We start from the raw sequence: 18680 nt of genomic DNA on the forward strand, positions 1-18680 counted from the left end.
CATAGCTTTGGCGGGGGTGGGGTTCTTCGGGTTTAATAAGCAATCAAGCGGACATGATATAACAAGTCAATTGCAAAAGAGCCATTATTTTTATGAATTACTACATAATCTACGACGGAAATTGTAATCTCTGCGTTACACTAGTGCAATTGCTAGAAACCTTAGACAAGGGAAAGTTATTTGCCTACGCACCCATACAAGATGAGCAAACGCTTTTACAGTGGGGAATTACAGCCCAAGATTGCGAACAGGGAATAATTTTAATTGATGGCAACGATCCTCAGAGACGTTGGCAAGGTAGTAATGCCGCAGAAGAGATTGGGCGGTTATCGCCAGTAGGAAGTATATTTGTAGAGGCTTATCGAGCCTTACCGGGCATGAAATGGGCAGGCGATCGCTTTTACGAACAAATCCGCGATCATCGCTACACCATCTTTGGCAAGCGTTCTAGTACTTATGAATCGTCGTACTGCGTGGATGGTAGCTGCAAATGAAAGGGAACTTTTAACTCTTAACAGGGAAAATTAAGCCAGACACAAGGGGATTGGGTTTCAACCTACCTTGCGATACAAGGATTTTTTCGCCCACGTTCGCTTTTAGCGTCTCGTAGAGAGGGGCAAGGCTTAAAACCTTGCAACTCTACAAGACGCTACCGCGAACGGGGCTAATTCCCTATTCCCTATTCCCTATTCCCGCCCCGTTGGCGCAGCCTCTCGTAGAGAAGGCGATAGCTCAACTTAAGTTGATTCAGATTTTTGTCACAAGTCTATTGACTTCAGACGAATATATTGAGAAGCTAATAGTTAGCTTAACTAATTGATGGAAGTGCATCAAACTTGTGACTATACTGACGGGGAAAATAAATCGGTCAGAATCTCCAAGCGAACCAAGAGCGCTGATTTTGGAAACTCAGGGACTCACGCGCCGTTTTGGCAAGTTAACCGCTGTTAATAACCTGAGCATATCTGTGGAACAGGGTGAAGTGTTTGGACTGCTTGGGCCCAATGGAGCAGGAAAAAGTACAGTTATTAAGATGTTGACAACTTTACTGCCTCCCAGTGCAGGAACAGCAACTCTGGCTGGCTATGATGTGACTCAGCAATCTAATCCTGTGAGACGGGCGATCGGCTATGTGCCCCAGGCGCTCTCTGCTGATGGTAGCCTCACGGGTTACGAAAATCTCTTAATCTTCGCCAAGCTGTATGGAATACCTGCCAAAGGACGCGATCGCCGCATCTATGAAATTCTAGAATACATGGGTTTGCAAGATGCGGCGAAACGCTTGGTAAGAAACTACTCTGGCGGGATGATCCGCAAGCTGGAAATCGGCGTATCAGTTCTACATCAACCCCAAATTTTGTTTCTTGATGAGCCGACTGTCGGACTAGATCCGATCGCTCGAACTCAAGTATGGCAGCTTGTGAAACAACTTTGTGCTGATTACGGCACAACTATATTTTTAACAACCCACTTTTTAGAAGAAGCAGATAGCTTATGTAACCGCGTGGCAATTATGCAGCAAGGTGAAGTCGTAATTACAGGCGCACCAAGCGACTTAAAAGCTTCTTTAGATAAACCAAACGCAACTTTGGATGATGTCTTTATTCACTATACAGGCGACCAGTTAACATCAGGAGTCAACTACCGTGACACAGCAAGAACCAGACGTACTGCTCAACGGTTGGGTTAAAGCACCACCCACTCGCCGAGCCAATTTTATCTCTGCAATTAAAGAGCTAGTTACGAAAACTCTGGCGATCGCTGAATTGGAAGTGCGTAAACTCCGCCACGATCCCACTGATTTAATAGTCAGATCAGTGCAACCGTCATTATGGTTGCTGATTTTTGGGCAAGTGTTCTCCAAACTTCACGAAATTCATACAGGGAACTTACCATATTTAGACTTCATGGCTGCTGGCATTCTCGCTCAAAGCGTGTTGAATGTGGCCATTTTCACCGGTGGAATGACACTAATTTGGGAGCGAGATTTAGGGATTGTACATAAATTTCTTGCAAGTCCTACACCCCGTGTAGCAATGGTTTTGGGCAAAGCTCTAGCGTGTGGAGTACGGTGCTTATCACAGGTAGCAGTAATTTATGTATTGTCTTTTGTCTTACATGTAAAATTAAATCTCCATCCTCTAGCTTTTCTGCAAGTGCTACTGATAGTGATGCTGGGGGCGGCTTGCTTTTGTCTTTTTTCATTAATTATTGGCTGTTTGGCAAAAACCAGAGAGCGGATGACCGGAATTGGACAAATGTTAACTATGCCGTTATTTTTTGCCAGCAATGCTATTTATCCGATCTCAATGATGCCCGACTGGTTAAAGTTTGTTTCCCATTTGAATCCCTTAACTTATGAGGTTGACGCTTTACGCAGCACAATGTTAGTGGATGGAATCAGCGTCTATGGCTTTGGTTGGGATTTGGCAATTCTCTTATTAACAGTAATAGTCTTGACGATCATCGGTGGACGACTTTATCCACGCGTAGCAATGTAATCCGTAATGGAACTAGCACCGCAAGGCGGAATTCAAAATTCAAAATTCAAAATTCAAAATGAATACAGCGTAAGCGTTTGATTGATTTGGAATCGGTGGTTTATTTACGCCGTGTTGTATTAGCATCTATCGCTTTGGTCTGGATTGTACAATTCTCTTATTAAGGTTAATAATCTTAACCATCATCGCTGGAAAACTTGATCCACGGATGGCAATGTAATCAGGAGAACAACAAGCTAATGACCTTGGATAAACCTACTAAAGGTGCAACTTCCGAAGAATGTGCCGCTAGGGTAATGGACACAGTTCCATTAATGATGCGGTTTATCCGAGCGGATATGCGTGCCCACAGTGCCGCTTTTTTATCTATACCTCAGTTGCGATCGCTAGCATTTATCAACCGCAATCCTGGAGCTTCATTATCTGACCTCGCAGAGCATTTAGGTGTCACCTCTGCCACGGCATCAGCAACTATAGAACGCTTAGTACAACGCGACTTTGTGAAACGCTGCGCTCATCCTCAAGAGCGGCGGCGGGTGCTGCTCAATCTCACTGAAGATGGAAGGCATCATCTCAAGCAATCCCAAGATCAAACTCGCGCTCATATTACCGATCTGCTGAAAGGTCTTACAGAAGAGCAAATTTCCAACATTGAAGAAGGCTTAACTTTACTAAAAAATGTCTTCGAGCAAACAGAACTCAAATCCCCATAACTCTGAGGTTACACCGCACGATCCCTTTGCAGCCTTGAAGTTTCGAGACTATCGGCTATTTACCATTGGACGGCTGGTGCTGTCCGTGGGATCGCAAATGCAAACTGTAGCCATCGGCTGGGAACTCTATGAGCGGACTGACTCAGCGATCGCTTTAGGTGGCGTGGGGCTGGCGCAAGTCTTGCCGATGATTGCCCTCACCTTGATTGTCGGACATGTGGCCGATCGCCGCGATCGCAAACTGATCATCTTACTGTCGGTGATGCTGCTAGCTCTCTGCTCCCTGGCTTTGGGTGTACTTTCCTATACTAAAGGTGCAGTTTTTCTAATTTACGCCTGCTTAGTATTAACAGGTGTTGCTAGGGCTTTCCTCAGACCTGCCAGTGATGCCTTCATGTGGCAGTTGATACCTGTCAGTGCTTTTACGAATGCAGCAACTTGGAATAGTGGTAGCTTTCAATTAGCCGCAGTCATCGGCCCAGCTTTGGGAGGATTCGGGATTGCTTTGCTGGGAAGTGCTACAGGAGTTTATGTATTAGCTGCGATCGCCGCCTTGCTCTGTTTTATTTTAACGCTGCCGATCAAAGAGAAAAAAGGTATTCGCACAACTGAGCCAATCTCACTCAAAGCCCTGTCAGCTGGTGCTAAATTTGTTTGGCAGAATCAGTTAATTTTAGCAGCGATTACATTGGATATGTTTGCTGTATTGTTGGGTGGTGCGATCGCGCTCCTTCCGATCTTTGCCAAAGATATTTTACATGTGGGGCCAGTGGAGTTAGGATATCTACAGGCAGCCCACTCCATCGGTGCTTTGAGTATGGGCATTACCCTGGTGTATTTACCACCGTTACGCAAAGCAGGCCCAGCCTTATTGTGGTCAGTGGTTGGCTTTGGGGTTGTCACAATTATCTTTGGACTTTCTCATTCCTTTTGGCTGTCTATGTTGATGCTGATCCTGGGTGGCGCACTAGATAGTATTAGCGTTGTGATTCGCCATACATTAGTTCAAATTAGAACACCTGATCATTTGCGTGGTCGGGTTGCTGCTATCAATAGCGTGTTTATTAGTGCCTCGAATGAGTTAGGGGGCTTTGAGTCAGGCTTGACAGCTGCCTTGTTTGGCCCAGTGATTTCGGTTGTGGGTGGTGGAATTGGCACAATTGTAGTAGTGATTGCTACGGCGATGATTTGGCCGGGAATTCGGAAGTTAGGGGCTTTGCAGGAGTATTAAAAAACTTTACAACATAGTCATATCTAGTCAGATGTAGTCTTTCTATCCGGCTTGGGTAGTTGCGATGAATCTGACTCGATGTGCAAACTTATTCTTCTAACCCTGATTCTATTCCTCTCCCCCACAGGCTACAGTCTACACACAAGTCTCTTGACTTGCAATGACATTGTATCGGTTAACAATGCCATTGCATCGGCTAACAATGCCATTGTATCGACTAGCAATGCCATTGTATCGGCTGACAATAGCATTGTATCGGTTAACAATGTCATTACATCGGCTGACAATAGCATTGTATCGACGGGTTTAATAAGTAATCAACAGTAATCAACAGTAATCAACCGAACTTGATATTGGGCTACGCCGAAGCAACTAACAAAGGATGGTTTGTAAAGAACAAGTCTTACTTGACGTTTAAGAGTTGCGTCCAGGCGATCGCACACATATTACGCTGTTGATTGGGATATATAGCAATTACAAGACTCAGATCCCCGACTTCTTAGAGAAGTCGGGGATCTCGTTGTTCATGGTTGCAGGAGTTTTTTATCCGAAAATTTATTCTTATAAGATTTTTTCACTTGCAGTTATATACAAATGTTCTCAAGTAAGTTATTATTCTCATGATGATTTGATAGTAATTATAGTTAATAAGGTTATCCATGCTTTTTCCCTTCTTGATCATGTTCCGAGAGGGCGTTGAAGCTGCACTTGTCGTGGGGATCATTGCCAGTTATCTCAAGCAAACTGGTCGTACCCATTTGATGAAGTCAGTCTGGATTGGCATCGCACTAGCGACTTTTATTTGTCTAGCTGCTGGGATTATTTTGCAAATAACCAGTCAGGAGTTTCCGCAGAAAGAACAGGAACTATTTGAAGCGGTAATTTCCATTGTCGCAGTTGGGGTTCTCACCTGGATGGTTTTCTGGATGCGCCGTGCGGCTCGTTCTCTGAAAGGCGAGTTACAGTCTCAAATTGAAACTGCGATTCAGTCGGGGGATAAATGGGGTACAGCACTCGTGGGGATGTCATTCTTTGCAGTGCTGCGGGAAGGTCTGGAAACAGTAGTGTTTCTGCTGGCGACGTTTCAGCAAAATTTGGGAATTCAAGCTCCCGTGGGGGCATTGTTTGGATATGCAGCCGCACTAGCCGTCGGTGTAGGCATCTATCAGGGTGGTATCCGCATCAACTTGAAGCGATTTTTTAAATGGACAGGAGCCTTCATTATCCTGGTTGCGGCTGGACTCTTAGCAAGTGGGGTGAGAGCTTTTCATGAAGCGGGAGTGTGGAACTTACTACAAACAGTGGTATTCGATGCTAGCGGAGTACTTCCCAATAACGGGTTTCTCGGTTCACTTTTGGCAGGATTTTTTGGATATAACGATGCCCCGACTGTCAGCGAAGCGATCGCCTATTTTGGCTATCTAATTCCTACGATGTCGCTGTTCTTCTTAGGGGATAACACGGCACAGAAGACTACAGCAAGGCATTATTAGCTACTTCCATAACTTTTAGGAAAAGACAACAATGAAAAATGTTTTAAAGTACTCAACAATTATCTGTCTAATTGCCTTGACAGTAGCTGCCTGTGAATCGAACAAATCAAGCGATACTGTCGCGAGTAATACTCCAGAAGCTAAGGTAGCTAGTGATACCTCTGCTAACAATTCTGCGGAAACTGCTTTGGCTGTGACAGATCAAGGTTGCGAACCCAATCAGCTGACAGTAACATCTGGGCAAAACAACTTTGTGCTGACCAACAAAAGCAGCAAACCTGTGGAGTGGGAGATTTTGTCTGGGGTGAAAGTCGTTGAGGAAAAGGAAAATATTGCTCCTGGCTTCGTTCAAAAACTCAAAACCAATCTAGAACCAGGTGACTATGACATGGCTTGCGGTTTACGCAGCAATCCCAAAGGGAAACTCACAGTGAAAGCAGGAGGAGATTCTCAAGCCAAAGGGACTGTAGATCAAGGTCAATTAGTCGGTGCGATCGCAGAATATAAAGTCTACATCACTAAAGAAATTGACCAACTGGTTACTAAAACCAAGATATTGACAGATGCCGTGATTGCTGGCGACCTTCCCAAGGCTCAAAAAACCTATGCATCTGCCCATCTTCACTATGAACGCACAGAACCGGTAGCTGAATTGTTCTCCGACCTCGACAAAAGCATGGATTCCCGTGCTGATGACTTTGCCAAAAAAGAGGCTGACCCACAATTCACCGGATACCATCGCCTAGAAAAAGCTTTATTCCAGGACAAAACTACAAAAGGCATGAAACCCTATGCCGAAAAGCTACAGAAAGATGGACTAGATTTACAAAAGCGCATTGCCACCTTGACCATTGAACCGAAAAAGATGGTTGGCGGTGCTGCTGACTTGATTGAAGAAGTGGGTAAAACCAAGATTTCTGGAGAAGAAGACCGTTACAGTCATACTGACCTCTGGGACTTCAGCGCTAATGTCGATGGTTCCCAAAAGATTGTCGAGTTATTGCGCCCCGTCATCCAAAAAGCTAACCCCGAACTACTGGCGCGTGTGGATGCAAATTTCACCAAAGTTGACCAAAAACTTGCTAAATACAAAACCCCTGATGGTGGTTTTGCTACCTACGACAAGGTGAGTGAAGCAGACAAGAAAGACATGAAAACAGCGATCGCATCTCTTGCTGAAGATTTGTCTCAGCTGCGCGGCACTTTGGGAGTTGAGTAATTTATCAATCATTCCTAGAGGAGGAAACTATGTCTATTACAAAGCAACCAAATTTACGCATTACTCCCCGCATCAGCCGTCGTGACTTGCTCATCGGTATGGCCGCAGCAGGTGGAGTAGCAGCTTTGACCAGTTTGGGTTATCAGACTCTTCTAGGAACACCTCTTGACCCATCTGAAGAGGTCGTGCCGTTCTTTGGACTTCACCAAGCAGGTATTCTTACCCCTACTCCTGCCTCTGGGTTAATGGTTGCATTTGATACAACTGCTGCCAATAAAGCAGATTTAGTGCGGTTGTTCAAAACTTTAACTGAGCGCATCCAGTTTCTCATGGCAGGGGGAACACCCAAGTCGCGCGACCCCAAATTTCCACCCAATGATTCGGGGATTCTTGGGCCTGTAGTGGTTCCCAATAACCTCACCATCACCCTAGCTGTGGGTAACTCACTGTTCGATAACCGCTTTGGACTCGGCAACTTGAAACCCAAGCGGTTAGATACTATGGCCAATTTTCCCAATGACCAGCTTGACCCAGATTTATGTCATGGGGATATACTGTTGCAATTCTGTGCGAATACCGAGGAATCGAATCTCCACGCTTTACGCGACATCGTTAAAAACTTGCCTGACTTGATAACTTTGCGTTGGCAAATAGCGGGGTTTCTGCCGCCGAATACCCACAAAAAACAAGGTAAAACTACGGTGCGTAACCTGCTTGGTTTCAAAGATGGTACGGCAAATCTAGATGCTAGTGATGACAAATTGATGAACCGGATTGTCTGGGTAAAGCCAAACAGCGGCGAACCAGCTTGGACAGTAGGGGGAAGCTATCAAGTGGTGCGAGTGATCCGCAACTTAGTCGAACACTGGGATCGTACACCACTACAAGAGCAAGAGACAATTATTGGGCGCAATAAGGACTCAGGCGCACCTTTGGGAATGAAGCACGAGAAAGATATTCCCAATTATACTCAAGACCCAAAGGGTCAACAAATCCGCCTAGATGCTCATATCCGCCTTGCTAATCCACGCAAATCAGAGTCGAGTTTGATTCTGCGGCGTGGTTTCAATTATTCACGCGGGTTTGACAAAGCTGGACAGTTAGATATGGGTTTGTTATTTGTCTGTTTTCAGGCTGACCTAGAAAAGGGCTTTGTGACGGTGCAAAATCGCTTGATTGGGGAACCTTTAGAGGAGTATATTCGCCCCATTGGTGGTGGGTATTTCTTCGCCTTACCTGGTGTTAAAGCTGTTGGAGGTTATCTCGGTCAGTCATTATTAGAAGCTTAATTTTTAATTTTTTGACGGTGGTTAGCAGCTTGTAATAACAGAGATTCGGCAAAAGCGATCGCGTCACTTGCAGATTGACCACCAGTGAATTGCGCTAGTTCTTCCTGCCAGTAGTTACCGCGATCGCATCGCAGGTGCTTGAGATTGGCTCAAAGCAATCTTAGTATAATGCAGGACTTACGCAAACAATAGCCAAAAAGAGTGATTTTCTTCTTAGGGCAATTCATGAATTGCCCCTGAGCGCGTGTAGTTTTGCGTAAGTCCTATAATGCTAGATATAAGCCCAGTTTCTGAGCCGCAATGTTAAATACTAAATCCTTTTTCTAGGTGAGCATTATGAGCAATAACCTTCCAGCAGACGCTGCAAAAGGTTTTAACTTAGCCGAGACTTCGATGAATAAGGAGTCGCCTTTTGTAGAAACTGACGGATTGCTCTTGTATAAAGAAGAGTGCAAGACTCCAGAATTCTTAAACTCATCCTTTTACATACATCTATTTGGCGAACTAGTTGTTGTAGATCACTATGTACTGTTGTTTCCTGATTCAGAAACTCTCACAGACTACGCTAATACTCTGGTCAACTATGATGCCAAAATCACCGAAGGACCAGGAAAATGGCCTGATGATTTTTGTCCAGAGCAAAACTTATTGCCCGAAGATGCTAGTATGTACTTTCTCTCAGCCTTAATGCCGTCAGGCATGATTTTGGTACTGCTTGCGCCTAATACGCCAGATGAACGGATCGCTAGCTTATTCCAGAAGCGAGGTTTTAATACTGTCCATCACGTTGCCATTCTTGTTGATGATATCTATGCAGCAGCAGAAGTGTGGCAGAAGAAGGGCTTTATTCCTCTGTCTATGACTCCTCAAGAAGATGGCTCCTTGTGCCAATGGTTTTTCCGCAACTGGGCAGGCCAAATTATAGAGCTAATCTGCCGCCGATGGATGGGTAGAGAGACTTTTAGCTGCGATAACATCGCAGGTTTACGCCTTTCAGAATTGGCAGCCTAAACTCGTCAGTATAATTCGTAATTGATAATAGTGATGCTACACGCTTTTATATCTCCATTGATTAATCAAGTTACTCTCTACCATTAATTACGAATTACGAATTAGTAATTATTTGCTCAAGTTTGCTCCCCGCGACGGTGGTTAGCAGCTTGTAATAACAGAGATTCGGCAAAAGCGATCGCATCACTTGCAGATTTACCACCAGCTAATTGCGCTAGTTCTTCCCGGCGAGTGGTTAAATTATCCAAGGTAGTAACTCTGACAACGGTACGCTGCTCGGCGTTGTCATTGTTAGCTTTTTTACCTTTACTTTGATTGATAGTTTGTTTATCGACGCGAAAATGGCGATCGGCCATTGCCGCAACTAAAGGCTGGTGGGTAACACATAATACTTGATTGCGTTGACTTAGCTGATGTAATTTTTCCGCGATCGCTTGGGCTACCCTTCCCGAAACCCCGACATCAATTTCATCAAATACCATTGTCCCAGCCACATCAACCTGAGAAAAACAAGCTTTCAGAGCCAGTAAAAAGCGGCTCATTTCCCCGCCAGAGGCAATTTCTGTTAACGGTTGCAGTGGTTCTCCAGGGTTGGAACTAAATGTAAAGGTAATTTTATCTGCTCCCATAGCAGTTGGGGAAGCTGGTAATATTTCAACCAGAAACTTCACCTTTTCCATCGCTAGGGGCTTGAGTTCAGATATCAAACGTGATTCTAAATTAGCAGCCGCCTTGCTACGCAGTTGAGTTAACTGATTACTTGCTTGGGTAAGTTTCTCAAAACACGCCTTTTCTTGCTGTTCTAGATTTTCAATAGATTGTTCGCTGTCGTTGAGTTGGGCTAATTGCTCTTGAATACGTTGGTAATAAGCGATCGCTTCTGTAAGCGTCGGCCCATACTTACGACAAATTTGCTTTAATTCCTGAATGCGTTCTTCCACCTCTGACAACCGCTGCGGATCGGCTTCCAAACCATCCCCATAGGTATTAATCTGCCTTCCCACTTCCATTACCGCAGCTTGCGCGTCCCGCACCAATTCCAATAGGGGTTGCAGTTGGGTATCATATTCCACCATATCATTTAATGTTGCTTCACTGTCTCCCAATAAATCTGCTGCGGCGGGAGTTTCATTATAGTTTTGATACAAAGCCTGATAAACTTTGTAACTCATCTGTTGCAAATCGACGACATGATTCAGGCGTTCCCGTTCTTGTCCCAACTGTTCCAATTCATTAGGTTCGCTGAGATTGGTTGCTCCCAATTCTTGCACTTGATAAGTGAGCAAGTCGAGTTTTTGCAACCGTTCCCGTTCTGATGTCCGGCGTTTTTCTAGTGCTAAATGCGCCTGTTGGTAAGAACTGAAGTTAGTGGCGACTTTATGGCGCTGCTGCATCAGGGAATCACCGCCATATAAATCCAACCAGTCGCGGACTTGGGCAGATTGTCCCACTTGTACCGTTTGACCTTGGGCTGTGATTTCCACCAAGCGATCGCGCATTCCTCCCATAATTTGCCGATTTACCAACACCCCATTCACCCGCGATCGGCTGCGGATATTACTAGCAGTGGCTGTGATTTCTCGGCTAATGACTACGGAATTTTCATCAAGTAAATCTATTTCTTGTTCGCTCAACCAAGCAGCTAGGGGAGCGTTTGAGGTGAAAGTCGCTTCTACCATTGCCCGACTTGTCCCCGTGCGAATGACTCGACTAGAGACTTTACCGCCCAAAGCGGCATCAATGGCATCCAAGATAATCGATTTTCCAGCGCCGGTTTCACCTGTCAACACATTTAATCCCGCGCCAAATTCCAATTCCAGTTGGTCAATTAGGGCAAAGTTTTCAATTCGCAGGCAAAGCAACATCAAGCCAAATTCTCCGTGAGGACAGATGCCGAATACTTCCAATTTACAGGACAATAAGTATGATCTTTCAGCAACTAGCAATAGTTACTACTATTGAACTAGTATGCTATGCCCATTTCAGTTTAGCAGACCTATTGGTAGTGCGAAGTAGGGAGTAGGGGGGAAATAAACAATTCAAAATTCAAAATGACGCTCGCAGACTCGCTAACGCTACGCTAACAAAATTCAAAATTCAAGACATTTTCAGACTCTTATTTAAACCCCGACTGAAAGTGGCTCCGATTCCGCGCTACCTGTATTGTTGGGGTCTTAAACCCTTTGGTTTACGATAAACAATCCTCAATGCCCAATGCCCAATTCCCAATGCCCAATTCCCAATGCCCAATGCCCAATGCCCAATGCCCAATGCCCAATGCCCAATTCCTCAACATATTGTTACAATACTTAATGTGATCGTTCTGACCGGTGGCCTTCTTCATGATTGTTAAGACACTTCCCCCTAGTTCCCGACCGATTCAGAAGGACAGTCGCAACGGCACAAATCGCCGAGGCGAACTGGACGTTATTGATGTAGTGCCAGAAGAAAATGGTACACAAGGCTTGGTTGTGCCGCAGCTACGCCCAGAGCAGACATCGCCAAGCCTTTTAGCCGCCCAAAAGGTGAGGACAACTGCCCAACCTGAGATGCTTTACGATCCCGTGAGCATAGCGGCGCATTACCAAAACAGAAAAGTGCAAGTTGTACGGCGGATTTTCGCCGTGTTGGGGCCGACTCTATCCTTTGCTTTTGGGTTGTGGTCGGATAGTAAACGGGGAATTGTCGTCAAAAATGACCGTCGCCGAGCCACTCAGCTAAGAGTATTGCTGACGCAACTGGGGCCTGCTTACATCAAAATTGGCCAAGCTTTGTCCACCAGACCGGATTTAGTTCCTCCCGTATACCTAGAAGAATTAACTAAGCTACAAGACCAATTACCGCCTTTTCCCAACGAAATTGCTTACCAGTTTATCAAAGAAGAACTAGGCGCACCTCCAGAAGAGGTTTATGCCGAACTCTCGGCCCAGCCAATTGCTGCGGCTTCATTGGGGCAAGTCTATAAAGGTAAGCTAAAAACTGGTGAAGAAGTCGCCGTTAAAATTCAACGCCCCGACTTAAGAGAGGGGATCACCATTGACTTGTATATCTTGCGTAACCTCGCCGCTTGGGTGCAGAAAAAGGTCAAACGGGTAAGAAGTGACTTAGTTGGTATTCTCGATGAATTAGGCGATCGCATTTTTGAAGAGATGGATTACATCCACGAGGGTGAAAATGCTGAACGTTTTTTCAATTTATACGGTCATATAAAAGACATATATGTACCAAAAATTTACTGGGAATATACCAATCGTCGCGTCTTAACGATGGAGTGGATTAACGGCACCAAATTAACCCAGACAGAAGAAATTAGCGCCCAAGGCATAAATGCTCGTTACTTGATTGAAGTGGGTGTGCAGTGTTCCCTGCGCCAGTTGCTAGAACACGGATTTTTCCACGCTGATCCCCACCCTGGTAATTTGTTAGCAACACCAGATGGCAAGTTAGCTTATCTCGACTTTGGGATGATGAGCGAGATTCAGCCACCACAGCGTTATGGTTTAATTGAAGCGATCGTCCACGTCGTTAACCGCGACTTTGAAGGATTAGCAAAAGATTACGTTAAGTTAGATTTCTTATCACCAGAAACCGATTTAACACCAATTATCCCAGCTTTTGCGAGAGTCTTTGCTGATGCCGAAGGAGCCAGTGTTGCCGATCTTAATATTAAAAGCATCACCGATGAACTATCGGCTTTGATGTATGAATATCCTTTCCGCGTACCACCCTACTACGCCTTAATTATTCGCTCCCTCGTGACGCTCGAAGGTATTGCAATCTATATAGATCCCAACTTTAAAGTTCTCAGCGAAGCTTATCCCTACGTTTCTAAACGCCTATTAACCGACCCAGCACCGCAATTAAGAGCATCATTGCAAGATTTGCTATTTAAAGATGGCAGATTTCGCTGGAACCGCTTAGAAAACTTATTACGTAATGCGCGTAACAGTCAAGATTACGACTTTAATTTAGTGCTGAATCAGGGGATAGAATTTCTGTCATCTGAACGCGGCGCTTTCATTCGTGACAAGCTGGTAGATGAATCTGTTAACGGACTCGATGCTTTAGGTAAAAATGTTTTGCATAACTTTACTTCCTTGTTACGGGAACGGGTAGGATTGACAACAGTTAATGAAACTCCATCCGCGACAGTTGAGCAACAACAAACCTTGGAGCATATCAAACGTATATTAGGTATTCTCCGAGAAACAAAAGGCTTTGACCCAGTGCAACTTGCGCCCAAAATTGCCCAGTTATTGGTAAATTCAGATGTACAACGTTTAGGTCAACAAATTGCCAACCGTTTCACGCAAAAAGCTGTAGCCAGGTTAATTCGGCAATTATTGGCATCGTAGTAAAAGTTATGAGTTAAAAACTTTTTTTAACTCATAATTCATTCAGTCTAGCAACTATATAACCCAACTCTTCCAGCTTTTCTAAGACCTTAGTCGCACTTTGGGCAACACTTTCTTCGTTAGTTTTGCATTCGACTTCAGGACAGAGTGGTATTTCATAAGGATCATCAATACCAGTGAAGTGTTTAATTTCCCCGGATCTGGCTTTTTTATATAACCCTTTTACGTCTCGCTGTTCACAAACTTCTAATGATGCATTGACGTACACTTCAATGAAATATGGAATACTTTGGCGCACTTCCTCCCGAATTTCGCGGTAAGGTGAAATGGCCGAAACCAATACAATTACATTATTTTTGGCAAGAAGGTGAGCCACAAAGCCAATGCGCCGAATATTCTCTTCTCGATCCTCTTTAGTGAAACCCAACCCTTTGCATAGGTTTTGACGTACCGCGTCGCCATCCAGAACTTCAACTCTGTATCCCTGTATCCGCAGTTCCTTCTCCACAAATTGACAGATAGTAGTTTTACCTGCACCACTTAGACCAGTGAACCATACTGTCACACCATACTCTTGTTGTCTCATTCTACCTCTGCCGTACACTTCAAATGGCACACCAAAAAAAGCTTTTGTGGGTAATTTCGGGTCAAATAGCAATTTTATTTTTATAATCCTTTTTTAGCCGGAATTTCAGGCGTTGCTTGTGTCATAGTGCGTTAGCCAAAGGCATAACCACCCGACAATTTAGATATTTTTTTAATTGGAAGTCTCTTATAGGCAACACAATTACAAACTTTTAACTTTCCTCTTGGGGATAACCATTTTTCTCGCGTTTGAGGCTTTCTTCTAAGGCTTGAATTTGTTCACGACGAGCTTCCAATTCTAAGGAACGTCGCGCTAAGTCTTGGTTTTGCAATGTCAGGGATTGTCGCCAATGTTCGGCTCGCTCGGCTTCCTGCTGCAAAAATTCCGGGGTAATGCCGATGGTGAGGTAGTTTTGTACCAGATGAAGTACCCAGTTGGTGGCGTCTTCTAGTCTTTCAATGTCGCCTGTAGGGGAAAGTTCCACTAAAACAAGCAAGTTCTCACTCATAATCTTTCCCTTTCCTAGCAGAATGAAAGCTTCTTCTGGAATTATCGCCCACAAGTTATCAGCTTCTTGACGCGCTAATAAGCGTAACTGGTGCTGGTCTAAAAAATCGTTTTTACGCACCTGGGCTAGATATAGCATGAGGTCGCTTCGCTCCAATTCAAAATTCAAAATTCATAAAAAAATTCATAAAAAAATAAGTGCCAGAATTGATATTTGGCTCTTGTTAATTGGTAATGGGTAATTGGGAATTATTGACACTCCCATTACCCATTACAGTTATCCTAAGCCACGCAGGCGATCGCGCAAAATTTCTGTTTGCTTCTGTGCTTCCGCTAAAGCGTCCCGCGCTCCTTGCACTACGTCTGCTCTAGCTCTATCTACAAAACTAGGATTGTTTAATCTGGCACTCAGGGACTGAACTTCTGCTTCGGCTTTACTCAAGCTTTTCTCTAGCTTCGCACGCACAACTTCAATATCCACTACGCCGCTGAGGGGAATTAGCACTTGTATTGTACCAATCACACCAGCGATCGCATTTTCTGATTCTTGTGCTTGTTCTAATTCTCTCTGCGAGAAAAAACCTCTCCATAACCTTTGTCTAGATTGAGCAGTTAGGAAATTTTGGCTAACAAACCAAGCTGTGTAACCAAAACCAACTAGTTCAAAGAAAGTTCCGACAATGGGAGTTTCATCAATGGCATTCCCCACAGCTAAACCCAATCTACCAAACACTATCGCCACAATAATTAAGCCAATTGTCTTTAAACCCCTTTGAGGTTTTTTCGCAGCAACAGTTTCGCTTTTTTGCTTCTCAGTAATTGTTAAAGTCTCAACTTTCGCCAAATCTTTAATGTAATCCTGTCCAGCAGTGAGAATTTCCCGCTCTTTCTCACTTTCAGTTTGCAAATTCGCTGTAACTTTTACGCCTGGTTTAATATCCGCCTCAGCACGCAAATTCCGAATTGTGCGGATAGTAGCAATCAGCAATTCAAACTGTTCTTCCAAAGCTGGATCAATTCGGTTGGCATCCACCTGGGGATAGATTTGTAACGGTAGAGTTTGCGGTGAATCTGCTGGTTGTTGGGTGAGAGTTTGCCAAATTTCCTCGGTAATATGGGGCATAAAGGGATGAAGTAGTTTCAAAATCCCTTCCAGTACGTAGCCAAGGGTTTGCTGTGCTACCCGCCGCGACACGGGATCTGCATCTTGCTGAAGGCGAGATTTAACCAGTTCAATATACTGATCGCAGAAATCACCCCAAATGAATTCGTAGAGTCCCTTAGCTGCTTCCCCTAAACCGTAATTATCGATGTAATTGGTGGTTTCTTTGACAACTTGATGATAGCGCGAGAGAATCCAGCGATCGCTCAATTCATTGCTGAGTGGTTGACCAAGTTGTGCAGGAGTTTGTCCATCCAAATTCATCATTACAAATCGGGCAGCGTTCCACAACTTGTTAGTAAAGTTGCGAGATGCCTCCACCGATGCTGATTCATCCTTTTTGCGATCGTACTCCAACCGGATATTTTGTCCAGCCCCCGCAACTTCCCTAATTAGGGTATACCGCAGGGCATCAGTACCATATTTGTCAATTAATAACAATGGGTCAATGCCATTACCTTTGCTCTTTCCCATCTTCTGACCTTTTTCATCCAGTACCAAGCCGTGGATGTAAACTGTTTGGAAAGGCATTTGTCCGGTAAAATGCCCAGCCATCATCGTCATTCTGGCTACCCAGAAAAAGATGATATCAAAGCCTGTCACCAAAGTGGTAGTCGGGTAATAAGTTGCTAAATCCTGAGTTTGTTCTGGCCAGCCCAAAGTCGAAAATGGCCAGAGTCCAGAAGAAAACCAAGTATCTAACACATCTGGGTCTTGTTCTAAGTTGACATTTTCACCAAATTGTGATTTAGCTTTCTCCCAAGCTTCAGTTTCCGATTTCGCCACTACAAACGGCGTGTTATCGGTAATTTGCCCATCCGTTTCACTGACAGCGTACCAAGCCGGAATTTGGTGTCCCCACCACAGTTGGCGAGAGATACACCAATCATTGAGTTTTACTAGCCAATCACGATAGACCTTTGTCCAACGTTGGGGGACAAACCCTGGAGAGTTTTGCTGGTCGAGGAATTCGAGAGTTTTGTCAGCTAGGGGGCGAATTTTGAGAAACCACTGAGTTGAGAGAAGGGGTTCAATGGGTACTTTACCGCGATCGCTGTAGGGAACGGTATGCTTATAATCTTCTATCTTCACCAAAAAGCCATCTGTTTCTAGGCGAGAAACCACATTTTTTCTAGCAACAAAGCGGTCTTGTCCTTGAAACTCCCCAGCATTGGCGTTGAGAGTGCCGTCTTTATTCATAATGTTGATCAACGGCAGATTGTGACGCTTACCCATATCAAAATCATTGGGGTCATGGGCGGGAGTCACCTTTACGCAACCCGTACCGAAAGTGGGGTCAACAAATTCATCGCCAATAATCGGAATTTCTCGGTGTAGAATGGGCAGAGTTAAAGTTTTGCCAATGAGATGTTTGTAGCGATCGTCCTTGGGATTGACTGCTACTGCCGTATCGCCCAGCATAGTTTCTGGTCTAGTTGTCGCCACCTCTACAAAACCGGAACCATCGGTGAGGGGATAGCGGAAGTGCCAAAGATTCCCATTAACCTCTTGATTTTCCACCTCCACATCAGACACAGCCGACTGAGAAGCTGGACACCAGTTAACTAAATATTCACCACGATAAATTAAACCTTCCTCGTAAAGACGAGTAAACGCCTCCACAACAGCTTTAGATAAACCCTCATCCAGGGTAAACCTTTCCCGTGACCAGTCCACCGAGACACCCAAGCGTCGTAGCTGATTCAGAATCGTTCCCTCAGACTCCGCTTTCCATTGCCAAGCGCGTTCTAAGAATTTTTCGCGCCCCAACTCGTAGCGAGTCTTACCCTCTGTCTTGAGTTGCCTTTCCAGCATAGTATGCACAGCAATGCTGGCGTGGTCAGTTCCGGGTAGCCAGAGGGTATTGCGTCCCTGCATCCGGTGGTAGCGCACGAGGGTATCAATCAACGCACTTTCAAAAGCGTGACCCATGTGTAAGCTGCCGGTGACATTCGGCGGTGGAATGACGATGCAGTAGGGTTCGCCGCCTTTGTTGGGGTCAGCTTTGTAAACTTGGTTGTCTTCCCAGAATTTTTGCCACTTGGCTTCGGTGGAAAAGGGGTCGTAGAGACTGGGCAGATTGGGAATGGTTGCGGTCATGCGGGAAAACTAAGGAAGGACTCTAATAAATTTTGCCACAGGGTTGGAGAGAGGGATTGATGGAAACGAACCGCAAAGGACGCAAAGGACGCAAAGGAAGAGGAGGAAGGTAAGATGAGGCAACCAAGTGTTCAGTTAGAAAATCTAGCTTAATAGGGTGATTGGAGCGGCGATTGAGGTACATCAGGTATTAGGAGGGGGGTTTTTAGAGGAGGTTTATCACAAGGCGTTGAGAGAAGAATTTCTTATTCGCGGAATACCTTATGAGTTTGAGCATCCAGTAAAAGTACACTACAAAGGTCGTTCAGTAGGCGAAGGCAAATTAGATTTTTTGGTTGGAGACTCTCTAATTGTTGAATTGAAAGCTTTCCAAAACTTAACCCCCATTCACGAAGCCCAAGTCTTCTCCTACCTTAAAATGACTCATTACCCCCTCGCTCTCCTAATCAACTTTAACGTCCCTCTCCTCAAAGACGGCATCAAACGCATCATACTTTCTTCTTAATCTTCTTA

The 18680-nt window shown here is 44.7% G+C and carries 16 protein-coding genes and 1 pseudogene; 11 read left to right on the forward strand and 6 right to left on the reverse strand.

The genetic code is table 11. The features are described 5' to 3' along the window. The first annotated feature begins 92 nt into the window (after positions 1-92). The 5 genes from HWQ41_RS18690 to HWQ41_RS18715 all read left to right on the forward strand — a co-directional run bounded on the left by HWQ41_RS18690 (position 93) and on the right by HWQ41_RS18715 (position 4445). Positions 93-494, forward strand: coding sequence for a thiol-disulfide oxidoreductase DCC family protein (locus HWQ41_RS18690; RefSeq protein WP_292765884.1), 402 nt, complete (start codon positions 93-95; stop codon positions 492-494). 344 nt (positions 495-838) lie between these two features. Beyond that, entirely contained in the window at positions 839-1690 is an 852-nt protein-coding gene (locus HWQ41_RS18695; RefSeq protein ID WP_292765886.1) for an ATP-binding cassette domain-containing protein, read from the forward strand. Further along, complete coding sequence (locus HWQ41_RS18700; RefSeq protein ID WP_292765888.1) at positions 1647-2501, forward strand: ABC transporter permease; 855 nt, start codon at positions 1647-1649, stop codon at positions 2499-2501. The genes HWQ41_RS18695 and HWQ41_RS18700 overlap by 44 nt, the downstream gene beginning before the upstream one ends. A gap of 239 nt (positions 2502-2740) precedes the next feature. Next, positions 2741-3214: a MarR family transcriptional regulator gene (locus HWQ41_RS18710; RefSeq protein ID WP_292765890.1), complete on the forward strand. Its 474-nt coding sequence runs from the start codon at positions 2741-2743 to the stop codon at positions 3212-3214. After that, the gene (locus HWQ41_RS18715; protein ID WP_292765892.1) at positions 3180-4445 is read left to right on the forward strand and encodes an MFS transporter; all 1266 of its coding nucleotides are present in this window, start codon (positions 3180-3182) and stop codon (positions 4443-4445) included. Before HWQ41_RS18710 ends, HWQ41_RS18715 begins: the two co-directional genes overlap by 35 nt. A 128-nt stretch (positions 4446-4573) precedes the next feature. Here HWQ41_RS18715 and HWQ41_RS18720 read toward each other — a convergent pair whose 3' ends face one another. Beyond that, positions 4574-4738 carry a hypothetical protein gene (locus HWQ41_RS18720; protein ID WP_292765894.1) on the reverse strand — a complete coding sequence of 55 codons (165 nt, stop codon included), beginning with the start codon at positions 4736-4738 and terminating at the stop codon, positions 4574-4576. Positions 4739-5104: 366 nt separating this feature from the next. Between HWQ41_RS18720 and efeU the strand changes: the two genes are divergently transcribed. The 4 genes from efeU (at position 5105) to HWQ41_RS18740 (ending at position 9457) form a co-directional block, all read left to right on the forward strand. Then, entirely contained in the window at positions 5105-5938 is an 834-nt protein-coding gene (gene efeU / locus HWQ41_RS18725) for an iron uptake transporter permease EfeU (protein WP_292765896.1), read from the forward strand. Between the two features lie 31 nt (positions 5939-5969). Then, positions 5970-7157 carry an iron uptake system protein EfeO gene (efeO, locus tag HWQ41_RS18730; protein WP_292765898.1) on the forward strand — a complete coding sequence of 396 codons (1188 nt, stop codon included), beginning with the start codon at positions 5970-5972 and terminating at the stop codon, positions 7155-7157. A 29-nt stretch (positions 7158-7186) separates the two neighbouring features. After that, positions 7187-8446, forward strand: coding sequence for an iron uptake transporter deferrochelatase/peroxidase subunit (efeB, locus tag HWQ41_RS18735; RefSeq protein WP_292765901.1), 1260 nt, complete (start codon positions 7187-7189; stop codon positions 8444-8446). Positions 8447-8782: 336 nt separating this feature from the next. Then, positions 8783-9457, forward strand: coding sequence for a VOC family protein (locus HWQ41_RS18740; protein WP_292765903.1), 675 nt, complete (start codon positions 8783-8785; stop codon positions 9455-9457). Positions 9458-9573: 116 nt separating this feature from the next. Here HWQ41_RS18740 and recN read toward each other — a convergent pair whose 3' ends face one another. Together recN and HWQ41_RS18750 are read right to left on the reverse strand one after the other, a co-directional pair. After that, complete coding sequence (gene recN / locus HWQ41_RS18745) at positions 9574-11322, reverse strand: DNA repair protein RecN (protein WP_292765906.1); 1749 nt, start codon at positions 11320-11322, stop codon at positions 9574-9576. Between the two features lie 323 nt (positions 11323-11645). Next, complete coding sequence (locus HWQ41_RS18750) at positions 11646-11801, reverse strand: hypothetical protein (RefSeq protein ID WP_292765908.1); 156 nt, start codon at positions 11799-11801, stop codon at positions 11646-11648. Between HWQ41_RS18750 and HWQ41_RS18755 the strand changes: the two genes are divergently transcribed. Continuing rightward, the gene (locus HWQ41_RS18755; protein WP_292765910.1) at positions 11800-13812 is read left to right on the forward strand and encodes an AarF/ABC1/UbiB kinase family protein; all 2013 of its coding nucleotides are present in this window, start codon (positions 11800-11802) and stop codon (positions 13810-13812) included. The two genes, HWQ41_RS18750 and HWQ41_RS18755, sit on opposite strands and share 2 nt — an antisense overlap. Before the next feature lie 31 nt (positions 13813-13843). On the opposite strand, the gene cysC is transcribed toward HWQ41_RS18755, so the two are convergent. The 3 genes from cysC to HWQ41_RS18770 all read right to left on the reverse strand — a co-directional run bounded on the left by cysC (position 13844) and on the right by HWQ41_RS18770 (position 18167). Then, positions 13844-14398: an adenylyl-sulfate kinase gene (gene cysC / locus HWQ41_RS18760; RefSeq protein ID WP_292766000.1), complete on the reverse strand. Its 555-nt coding sequence runs from the start codon at positions 14396-14398 to the stop codon at positions 13844-13846. A 211-nt stretch (positions 14399-14609) separates the two neighbouring features. Beyond that, the gene (locus HWQ41_RS18765; protein ID WP_292766003.1) at positions 14610-15044 is read right to left on the reverse strand and encodes a hypothetical protein; all 435 of its coding nucleotides are present in this window, start codon (positions 15042-15044) and stop codon (positions 14610-14612) included. Positions 15045-15182: 138 nt separating this feature from the next. Then, positions 15183-18167 carry a valine--tRNA ligase gene (locus HWQ41_RS18770; protein ID WP_292765912.1) on the reverse strand — a complete coding sequence of 995 codons (2985 nt, stop codon included), beginning with the start codon at positions 18165-18167 and terminating at the stop codon, positions 15183-15185. A 114-nt stretch (positions 18168-18281) separates the two neighbouring features. Here HWQ41_RS18770 and HWQ41_RS18775 point away from each other — a divergent pair. Continuing rightward, positions 18282-18672 (forward strand): annotated as a pseudogene (locus HWQ41_RS18775) (GxxExxY protein). The last annotated feature ends 8 nt before the right edge of the window (positions 18673-18680 follow it).

Source organism: Nostoc sp. NOS(2021), assembly GCF_017115025.1.
GTDB lineage: Bacteria > Cyanobacteriota > Cyanobacteriia > Cyanobacteriales > Nostocaceae > Nostoc.

Excerpts from the sequence above, each read along its gene's own strand:
- HWQ41_RS18690 (WP_292765884.1), top strand. The coding sequence starts at position 93 with ATGAATTACTACATAATCTACGACGGAAATTGTAATCTCTGCGTTACA.
- HWQ41_RS18710 (WP_292765890.1), top strand. The coding sequence starts at position 2,741 with ATGACCTTGGATAAACCTACTAAAGGTGCAACTTCCGAAGAATGTGCC.
- HWQ41_RS18715 (WP_292765892.1), top strand. The coding sequence starts at position 3,180 with ATGTCTTCGAGCAAACAGAACTCAAATCCCCATAACTCTGAGGTTACA.
- HWQ41_RS18720 (WP_292765894.1), bottom strand. The coding sequence starts at position 4,738 with ATGCTATTGTCAGCCGATGTAATGACATTGTTAACCGATACAATGCTA.
- efeU (WP_292765896.1), top strand. The coding sequence starts at position 5,105 with ATGCTTTTTCCCTTCTTGATCATGTTCCGAGAGGGCGTTGAAGCTGCA.
- efeO (WP_292765898.1), top strand. The coding sequence starts at position 5,970 with ATGAAAAATGTTTTAAAGTACTCAACAATTATCTGTCTAATTGCCTTG.
- efeB (WP_292765901.1), top strand. The coding sequence starts at position 7,187 with ATGTCTATTACAAAGCAACCAAATTTACGCATTACTCCCCGCATCAGC.
- HWQ41_RS18740 (WP_292765903.1), top strand. The coding sequence starts at position 8,783 with ATGAGCAATAACCTTCCAGCAGACGCTGCAAAAGGTTTTAACTTAGCC.
- recN (WP_292765906.1), bottom strand. The coding sequence starts at position 11,322 with ATGTTGCTTTGCCTGCGAATTGAAAACTTTGCCCTAATTGACCAACTG.
- HWQ41_RS18755 (WP_292765910.1), top strand. The coding sequence starts at position 11,800 with ATGATTGTTAAGACACTTCCCCCTAGTTCCCGACCGATTCAGAAGGAC.
- HWQ41_RS18750 (WP_292765908.1), bottom strand. The coding sequence starts at position 11,801 with ATGAAGAAGGCCACCGGTCAGAACGATCACATTAAGTATTGTAACAAT.
- cysC (WP_292766000.1), bottom strand. The coding sequence starts at position 14,398 with ATGAGACAACAAGAGTATGGTGTGACAGTATGGTTCACTGGTCTAAGT.
- HWQ41_RS18765 (WP_292766003.1), bottom strand. The coding sequence starts at position 15,044 with ATGCTATATCTAGCCCAGGTGCGTAAAAACGATTTTTTAGACCAGCAC.
- HWQ41_RS18770 (WP_292765912.1), bottom strand. The coding sequence starts at position 18,167 with ATGACCGCAACCATTCCCAATCTGCCCAGTCTCTACGACCCCTTTTCC.